Annotated in this window: 9 protein-coding genes; 5 read left to right on the top strand and 4 right to left on the bottom strand. The window is 71.3% G+C overall.

Translation table 11 applies throughout. The annotated features are described in order from the left end of the window. Window positions 1-46 precede the first annotated feature (46 nt). The 3 genes from ACFQ87_RS35430 to ACFQ87_RS35420 are packed head-to-tail and all read right to left on the bottom strand — an operon-like array spanning window position 47 to window position 1,990. A complete protein-coding gene (locus tag ACFQ87_RS35430) occupies window positions 47-499 on the bottom strand; it encodes a MaoC family dehydratase (protein ID WP_380615032.1) in 453 nt (150 codons plus the stop codon). 35 nt (window positions 500-534) lie between these two features. Beyond that, window positions 535-1,293 carry a 3-oxoacyl-ACP reductase FabG gene (gene fabG / locus ACFQ87_RS35425; RefSeq protein WP_380615031.1) on the bottom strand — a complete coding sequence of 253 codons (759 nt, stop codon included), beginning with the start codon at window positions 1,291-1,293 and terminating at the stop codon, window positions 535-537. A gap of 37 nt (window positions 1,294-1,330) precedes the next feature. After that, window positions 1,331-1,990: an HAD family hydrolase gene (locus ACFQ87_RS35420; RefSeq protein WP_380615030.1), complete on the bottom strand. Its 660-nt coding sequence runs from the start codon at window positions 1,988-1,990 to the stop codon at window positions 1,331-1,333. A 221-nt stretch (window positions 1,991-2,211) separates the two neighbouring features. On the opposite strand from ACFQ87_RS35420, the gene ACFQ87_RS35415 reads away from it, so the two are divergent. Beyond that, on the top strand, window positions 2,212-4,008 hold the full coding sequence (locus ACFQ87_RS35415; RefSeq protein WP_380615029.1) for an acyl-CoA dehydrogenase: 1,797 nt from the start codon (window positions 2,212-2,214) through the stop codon (window positions 4,006-4,008). Between the two features lie 276 nt (window positions 4,009-4,284). Then, a complete protein-coding gene (locus ACFQ87_RS35410; RefSeq protein ID WP_380615028.1) occupies window positions 4,285-4,656 on the top strand; it encodes a fic family toxin-antitoxin system, toxin component in 372 nt (123 codons plus the stop codon). A 38-nt stretch (window positions 4,657-4,694) separates the two neighbouring features. On the opposite strand, the gene ACFQ87_RS35405 is transcribed toward ACFQ87_RS35410, so the two are convergent. Continuing rightward, entirely contained in the window at window positions 4,695-5,861 is a 1,167-nt protein-coding gene (locus ACFQ87_RS35405) for an alanine--tRNA ligase-related protein (RefSeq protein WP_380615027.1), read from the bottom strand. 451 nt (window positions 5,862-6,312) lie between these two features. Here ACFQ87_RS35405 and ACFQ87_RS35400 point away from each other — a divergent pair, with 451 nt between their 5' ends. The 3 genes from ACFQ87_RS35400 to infA all read left to right on the top strand — a co-directional run bounded on the left by ACFQ87_RS35400 (window position 6,313) and on the right by infA (window position 8,449). After that, window positions 6,313-6,957 carry a restriction endonuclease gene (locus ACFQ87_RS35400; protein WP_380615026.1) on the top strand — a complete coding sequence of 215 codons (645 nt, stop codon included), beginning with the start codon at window positions 6,313-6,315 and terminating at the stop codon, window positions 6,955-6,957. 386 nt (window positions 6,958-7,343) lie between these two features. After that, window positions 7,344-8,141, top strand: coding sequence for a GNAT family N-acetyltransferase (locus ACFQ87_RS35395; RefSeq protein WP_380615025.1), 798 nt, complete (start codon window positions 7,344-7,346; stop codon window positions 8,139-8,141). An 83-nt stretch (window positions 8,142-8,224) separates the two neighbouring features. Further along, window positions 8,225-8,449, top strand: a complete 225-nt coding sequence (gene infA, locus ACFQ87_RS35390) for a translation initiation factor IF-1 (RefSeq protein ID WP_380615024.1) — start codon at window positions 8,225-8,227, stop codon at window positions 8,447-8,449. The last annotated feature ends 68 nt before the right edge of the window (window positions 8,450-8,517 follow it).

Raw genomic sequence — 8,517 nt, 5'->3', positions numbered from 1 at the left:
TGCCGGTGGGGCGGTGCCGGTCCGGCCCGCGATCGGATTCCGTCCGTCAGGGCACCAGGACGGTGAGGGTCTCCACGACGCAGACCGGCTTGTCGCCGCCCTCGCGCTCGACGGTCACCTTCACCGTGGCCCGGTGGCCACCGCCGCCGGGCGCCAGGGACAGCAGCTCGACGCCGGCACGCACCTTGGAGTCCACGGGCACCGGCGAGGGGAAACGGAGCTTGTCGGCGCCGTAGTTGACGCCCATCCGCAGCCCCTCGACCCGGTACACCTCACCCACCAGCATCGGCACCAGCGACAGCGTCAGGTAGCCGTGTGCGATGGTGCCGCCGAAGGGGCTCCTGGCCGCCTTCTCAGCGTCGACGTGGATCCACTGGTGGTCGCCGGTCGCGTCGGCGAACATGTCGATCTGCCGCTGCCCGATGGTGTGCCAGCCGGAGTGCCCGAGGTGGGTGCCGACCGCCCGGTGCAGCTCCTCGATGCCCTGGAAGACCTTCAACGTCTCTTCTCGCTCTCTGCTCAGGAATTCCGGACTCAGGACTTCGGGCCACCGGCGACGTACAGGACCTGCCCGGAGACGAACCCGGCGCCCTCGCTGGCGAAGAACGAGGCCGCGTGGGCGATGTCCGCGGGCTTGCCGGTGCGGGCGACCGGGATCTCGGCGGCCGCGGCGGCCTTGAACTCCTCGAAGCCGATGCCGATCCGGCGGGCGGTCTCGGCGGTCATCTCGGTCTCGATGAAGCCCGGGGCGATGGCGTTCGCCGTGACGCCGAACTTGCCGAGCTCGATGGCGAGGGTCTTGGTGAAGCCCTGGATCCCGGCCTTCGCCGCCGCGTAGTTGGCCTGGCCGCGGTTGCCGAGCGCGGAGGTGCTGGAGAGGTTGACGATCCGCCCCCAACCCGCCGTGGTCATGTAGCCCTGGACGGCCCGGGTCATCAGGAACGAGCCGCGCAGGTGGACGTTCATGACCGCGTCCCACTCGCCGGGGGTCATCCTGAACAGCAGGTTGTCGCGGATGATGCCGGCGTTGTTCACCAGCACGGTGGGCTCGCCCAGTTCGGCGGCGATCCGCTCCACGGCGGCCTGCACGCTCTGCTCGTCGCTCACGTCGGCGCCGACGGCGAGCGCCCGGCCCCCGGCGGCTCCGATCTCCTGGACGACCGGCTTGCAGGCCGCCTCGTCCAGGTCGATGACGGCGACGGCGAAGCCGTCTGCCGCCAGCCGCCTGGCGACGCCGGCTCCGATGCCGCGGGCCGCACCCGTGACGACGGCGGTGCGGGTGGTGGTGCTCATGGCCAACGCCTCGGTGGTGACGGTGGAGGATCGTGGTTCAGGGTCGGGGGCGCAGGCCGGGGACCAGCTCGGCCAGCGCGGCCCTGGTGGTGGCGGCGTCGGTGTGCAGCAGGGCGGGCATGCCGACCGCGCGGGCGCCCAGCACGTTCGGTTCGGCGTCGTCCACGAACAGGACCCGCCCGGCGGGGAGGCCGAGCAGGTCCAGGGTGAGCCGGTAGATCGGCGCCAACGGCTTGCGCAGGCCGACCTCGCCGGAGATCACGACGGGCTCCAGGAGTCCGTCGATCAGCTCGCGCGGGTAGGTGTTGCCCCAGCTGTTGGACAGCAGGGCCACCCGGATCCCGAGCCCGCGCAGCTCGCCGACCAGCTCGAACATCGCGGGGTCGGGCCGCATCCCGGCGAACAGCCGGACCAGCACGCCGACCGGGTCGACCGCTCGGCCGTCGACCGTGGTCAGTTCGGCGGCGAGCAGGGCGTCGAACTGCTCGACCGTCAACTCGCCGGTCTCCAGTCGGTGGACGGGCGTGCCCTGCTCGGCGTCGCGGGACAGCCAGGCCTTGAGCGTGCGGGAGAACGAGGCCGGCTCGATGCCGTCGGCCTTGAGCCAGGCCGCGATCGACTCGCGGACCGGCCCGGTGAGGACGCCGCCGTAGTCGAAGACCACGGCGTCCACGGCGGCGATGGCGGCTCCGGCCATGAGTTCCCCTTTGCAGTTTCCATTTTCAGTGACTAAGCGCTTGCTTAGACCCAAAGGCTGGGGCAGGATGGCCCCGGCGTCAACCGGTTCGGGTTCGCCGGTCGGTGTGTACCGGATCACACCCTCGCCCGCCCGTCCCTGCTCCGGCCCTCCCGCTCTGCTCCGGCCCTCCCGCACTGCCCTGCCCGTTCCTGTTGCCCTCGCCGATCGGAGGCCTCGCCTTGGACTCCCTGCTGCTCTCCCGCCGCGACCTCGAATTCCTGCTGCACGACTGGCTGAACGTCGCGGCCCTCACCCGCCGCCCCCGTTACGCCGACCACGACCGGGACACCTTCGACGCCGTGCTGGACCTCAGCGAGGCCATCGCGACCCGGCACTTCGCCACCCACAACAAGAAGAACGACGCCGAGGAGCCCCGCTTCGACGGTGAGCGGGTGCACGTCATCCCGGAGGTCAAGGAGGCCCTGAAGGTCTTCGCCGAGGCCGGACTGGTCGGCGCCACCATGGACTACGAGGTCGGCGGCCAGCAGCTGCCCGTGGTGGTCGCCAACGCCTGCCGGGCCTGGTTCCAGGCCGCCAACATCGCCACCGCCTCCTACCCGCTGCTCACCGTCGGCAACGCCAACCTGCTGCTGGCGCACGGCAGTCCGGAGCAGGTCGACACCTACGTCCGCCCGATGGTCGAGGGCCGCTTCTTCGGCACCATGTGCCTCTCCGAGCCCCAGGCCGGTTCCTCGCTCGCCGACATCACCACCCGTGCCGTGCCGCAGGACGACGGCACGTACCGGATCAGCGGCACCAAGATGTGGATCTCCGGCGGCGACCACGAGCTGAGCGAGAACATCGTCCACCTGGTGCTGGCCAAGATCCCCGGCGGTCCGGCGGGTGTGAAGGGCATCTCGCTGTTCGTCGTGCCCAAGTTCCTGGTCAACGAAGACGGCACGCTGGGCGAGCGCAACGACGTGGTGCCGGCTGGTCTCAACCACAAGATGGGCTACCGCGGCACCACCAACACGATGCTCAACTTCGGCGAGGGGCGGCACACCCCGGGCGGCGCCCCGGGCGCGGTGGGCTACCTGGTCGGCGAGGCCCATCACGGGCTCGCCTACATGTTCCACATGATGAACGAGGCCCGGATCGGCGTCGGCCAGGGTGCCACCGCGCTCGGCTACACCGGCTACCTGCACGCCCTCGACTACGCCCGCACCCGCCCCCAGGGCCGTCCACTCGCGGCCAAGGACCCGAACGCCCCGCAGGTGCCGATCATCGAGCACGCGGACGTGCGCCGGATGCTGCTGGCGCAGAAGAGCTACGTGGAGGGTGCCCTCGCCCTCGGCCTGTACTGCAGCCATCTGCTGGACGAGGAGGCCACGGCCGAGCAGGAGCCCGTCCGGGCGCGGGCGAAGTTGCTGCTGGACGTCCTCACCCCGATCGCCAAGAGCTGGCCCTCGCAGTGGTGCCTGGCCGCCAACGACCTCGCCATCCAGGTGCACGGCGGCTACGGCTACACGCGCGAGTACAACGTGGAGCAGTTCTACCGCGACAACCGACTCAACCCCATCCACGAGGGCACCCACGGCATCCACGGTCTCGACCTGCTCGGCCGCAAGGTCGTGATGGACGGCGGCGCCGGGCTGAAGCTGCTCCTGGACACCCTCACGGCGACCGCCGTGCGGGCCGTGCGGCTCGGCGGTGAGGCGGCCGAGCTGGCCGCCGCGTTGCAGCAGGCCGCCGACCGGATCGGGCGGACCACCGCCGTGCTCTGGTCGACCGGGGACCCGGCGACCGCGCTGGCCAACGCCTCCACCTACCTGGAGGCCGTCGGCCACGTGGTGCTGGCCTGGATCTGGCTGGAGCAGTACCTCGCGCTGGGCGACGGCACGGACGCCTTCCACGAGGGCAAGCGGCAGGCCGCCCGGCACTTCTTCCGTGTGGAACTCCCCAAGACCGGCCCGCAGTTCGACCTGCTCGACAGTCTCGACCGGACGGCGGGGGACTGCCGGCCCGAGTGGTTCTGATCCGGTTGGTCGGCTGAACTCAGTTGAGTTCAGCCTTCAGTAGGGTCGGTCCGCCAGGTCCGTCCAGGCGGGCCGACCCGTGCCGGATGGTACCGACGCGGATTCTGACACAGTCCGCGCACTGGTCGGGGGCGGATCCACCGAGCTTTGGTAGCGCATGCTACACCTCGCTACGCTCGCGACCGTGAAGCAGCTGACCGTCCGACCGGACGACGCCGTGCGCCGCGCCCTCGACGAGCGCGCGCGGTTCGTCCCCATGCCCGAGGCGGGCGCCGCGTGATCCTCCGGATCGACCGGGCCTGGCTACTCGACATCGCCCACCAGTGCCTGTCGCACGACCCCGACATCACCGACTACGGATCCCTGGCCGCCGCCGTCGCCCGACACGCCGACTCCGTCATGGACGTCCCCGTGTACGAGGCCGTTCACCAGCGGGCCGCCGCCCTGATGCACCAACTGGTCCGCGTCCCGGCCCTGGAGTCCGGCAACGAGCACTTCGCCGCCGTGGTCGCCGCCTCCTACCTCAGCGCCTCCGGCGTCATCGTCACGGCCGAACCCGAACAGGCCGTCGCCCTCGCCACCCGCATCCGCGCCGGGCACGCCGACGTCCGCGAGACCGCGGCCGCGATCCGCACCTGGTACCGCTGAGCCGTCCGGCCTGTCAGGCTGTCGAAGACCACCTCCCGTCACTGCGGGCGCAGGTTCAGGACGAGGTCGCGCGGCAGGCCGTGGGTGTCGTGGAGGTAGTGGAGGTCGTCCTCGCTGAGCGGGCCGCGGAACCGGGGCCGGGACAGCACCTGCCGACCGCGTTCCAGGAGGCGGCCGAACCGGCGCTCCTCGTCGAGCAGCACCCGGCGGACCGCGTCCGAGCCCACGTCCTGGCGGAAGTGGTCCAGGGTGTGCCGCACCAGCTCGTCCGGTAGGTCCCCGAGCCCGCGCTGCGGGTCGTCCCGGTGGAGCACGGTGAGCACCCGGCGCACCAGGCGGCGCAGCACGTAGCCGCGGCCGGTGTTGGACGGGAGCACGCCGTCGCCGATGACGACGACGGCCGAGCGCAGGTGGTCGTAGACCAGACGCAGCGACGGTTCGTCCAGCTGCCACAGGGTCGGTACGAGGCGGCGCCAGGGGTCGAAGACGTCGCATTCGAAGACCGACGACCGGCCCTGCAACAGCGAGGAGAGCCGTTCCAGGCCGAGGCCGGTGTCGATGTTGCGCTGCGGGAGCGGGACGAGCGAACCGTCGTCGAGCCTCCGGTGGCGCATCATCACGTGGTTCCACACCTCGACCCAGCGGTCGTCCCGCGTGGGCGTCGACTCCGGCTGGGTGTCGCCGGTCCACAGGAAGATCTCCGAGTCGGGGCCGCACGGGCCGGTCGGTCCGTTGGACCACCAGTTGTCCTCGACGGTGAGCTCGACCGGGACCCCGCGGTCCTGCCACAACTCCAGGGAGGCGGTGTCCGGGCCGACCCGGTCGTCCCCGCCGAAGACGGTGACGTGGAGCAGGCCGGGATCGACACCGAACCCGTCGGTGAGCAGTCCGTAGCCCCAGTCGAGGCTCTGCCGGCCCTCGTAGTCGCCGAGCGACCAGGTGCCGAGCATCTCGAAGACGGTGAGGTGGGTGCGGTCGCCGACCTCGTCGAGGTCCGTGGTGCGCAGGCAACGCTGCACGTTGACCAGCCGCCTGCCGAGCGGGTGCGGGCGCCCCTCCAGATAGGGCGTGAGCGGGTGCATGCCGGAGGTGGTGAACAGCACCGGGTCGCCGGGCGGGGGCAGCAGGGTCGAGCCGGTGATCCGGCGGTGGCCGCGCTCCTCGAAGTACTCGATGAAGGTGCGGACGAGCTGGTCGGTGTTCATGAGGGTGGCTCCTTCGCGTGTGTGCCGGACGGCGGCACCGGACAACGAGTCCACGCGATCAACGGAACCGAGGAAGGAACGCCCCGAAACCGGCACCGGCGGACCGTTTCCGGTCGCCGGGGGAGAAAGACGTACGTCAGACGGCGGCAACCGGCGAGCTGGTCGCTCGCGCGGCTGCGGTGATGCTTCGGTCCATGACGTCCATGCCTCCGAGACTAACGCCACGGGCGCACCGCGGGCCACTCGATTTATGAACGGTCGCGGTGGTGGAGCTGGGGGATCTGTCGGCGAGGACGGGGGCAGGGGCAACTCGATGACGGGTGTTCGGCCGTCGGGCGCAGGGATCCGGACAACTCGGGACCGCCGTCGGGGGAGTTCGCCGGGATCACGGGCGGCCGGGTGACCGTGGCTTCTACGCTCGCACGAACACCGTGGCGCGAGGGGGAATGCCGTGGCTCGCAGGCCTGTCCGACGACGTCGGTCGAACGCCGCCCGCCGGGCGCGGCAGGCCAGGGACAACGCGCTGCTGGTGGGTGTGGTGGCGGTGGTCGGGCTCGTCCTGGTCTCGCTGCTGGTGCGGTGGTTGGCCCATCACCTGGTGCTGGTCGTCGTGGTGCTGGCCGTGGGCGCGGCGGTGGGCGTTGCCGTGCTGCGCGCCCGAGTGTGCTCCAGGCAGCGGGAGTTGGAGGCGCGGGCGGCGCAGTTGCGGCACATCGGACCGTTTCTGACGATGACCCCGAAGGCCTTCGAGCACGCGCTGGCGGACCTGTGCCGGCGGGACGGCTGTACGAAGGTGACGGTGGTCGGTGGAGCCGGGGACCTCGCGGCGGACGTGCTGGCGACCACGCCCACCGGGCAGCGGATCCTGATCCAGGCCAAGCGGTACGGGCCACGGACCCTCGTCGGCTCCGATGACGTCCAGAAGGTCAACGGCACCTACCGCGACGTGCACCGCTGCGACCTGGCCGCCGTGGTGACGACCAACTCGTTCACCAAGGCCGCCGCCGCGTTCTGCGCGCAGGTCGGCATCCGCACCGTCGACCGGCGGGCACTCGCGCTGTGGGCGGAGGGGACGGGCAGGCCGCCCTGGGGCTGAGCGCCCGTGCCGGATCAGCAACGTCTACCTCCAGGGCCCGGCCTGGCCCGACGGCGTCCCGTCCTGCTCCGCCCACCTCCCGGGCGAACCACCGCACACCGCCTGACCACCACCCCACAGCCGCCCCCAGGGGGCACCCGGCCGGGTCCGCACACGGGACGGACCAGGCCGGCGGTGTGCCCGGCCGCCGCCGGGGTGGCTCGATAAATGGGTTGGGCGGGCGTGCCGGTGGCTGTTACTGTCTGCGCAGCCGTGAAACAACGCGAGGAGGTGAGACCCATGAAGGCTGTATCCGTGTGGGTGCTCCCCCTTTCCGTCACGGCGGGCGATTGACCTCAGGTGTCGCCCGGGAGCGCCTCGAACAGGCACTCTCGAAAGGCAACGCCATGAACGTTTCTGATTCCATCCCGGGCACCGGCAACCGCGAGATCGCGGTCATGCGGGTGTCGGACGCGCAGTGGCACGCGGTGGAAGGCGACCAGGTGGTCGGCCGCGGTGATGCTTCCCTCCGGCCCGACGGCCGACTCTTCGTCAGCATCGACGCGTGGCACGGCGCCGTGTTCGACCGCATCGCCGAGGTGATGTCGGCGGACCTGCCGGCGCCGCTGCACGCCGTGGCGGAGGAGGCCGATCACGACTCGGTGTCCGCGTGGCAGCGGGCCGGCTTCACCACCGTGCGTCGCGAGTGGGGCTATCTCATACCCAGCGATCCGCAGGTCACCGGGCTCGGCGCTGTCCGGCCTCCGGCGGGTGTGGCGATCGTGCCGGTCGGGCAGGCGGCGGAGGCGCCGTTGCGTGCCCTGGACCGGGTCCTGCACGCCGAGATCGAGGCCGGCGCCGGCTGGGCGGCGATGCCGGCCCAGGTGCTGCCGCGTCCGGCGGGGACCACGGTGGTCGACCCGTCGAAGTACGCGGTGGCCCGGCAGGCCGGCCGGTACGTCGGGCTGCTCCGGGTGGCGCCGCTGACCCGGCAGCCGCGGATCGGGCTGATCGCCGTCCGGGCCGCCGCGCAGCGACACGGCATCGCGCGGGCGCTGCTGGCCGACACGCTGGCCGCGCTGCACCGCTCCGGCACGACCTCGGTCTGGGCCGAGGTCACGGAGTCCAACGCGGCCGCCACCGCCCTCTTCGAGGGCATCGGCGCCCGGCGCGTGAACAGCACCCTGGAGCTCGTGCGTCGTTGACGCCCCGTCACGCCACGCCACGCCACACTTTTCCGAACCGACCACAGCGTCACACGAACAAAGAGAACAAAGAGGTGAGAGCCATGACCAAGACAGCCAACGGCATAGAGGTCGAGGGCACCGTCGTCGAGTGCCTGCGCAACGCCAACTTCAAGGTGGAACTCCCGAACGGGCACATCGTGCTCGCCCACATCAGTGGGAAGGTCCGGAAGAACCACATCAAGATCCTCCCGCACGACCGGGTGCTCGTGGAGCTCAGCCCCTACGACCTCACCCGCGGCCGGATCCGCTTCCGCTACCGGTCATAGTGGATGCGCCGCCGGCCGTGGGAGGGGAGACGAACCGGGGGGGGATCCAACCCAGCCCGCCAACGCGC

It is taken from the genome of Kitasatospora sp. NPDC056531, assembly GCF_042794375.1.
Lineage (GTDB): Bacteria > Actinomycetota > Actinomycetes > Streptomycetales > Streptomycetaceae > Kitasatospora.
The sequence above is the reverse complement of the archived record's forward strand: the minus strand, read 5'-3'. Positions and strand labels throughout refer to the sequence as shown.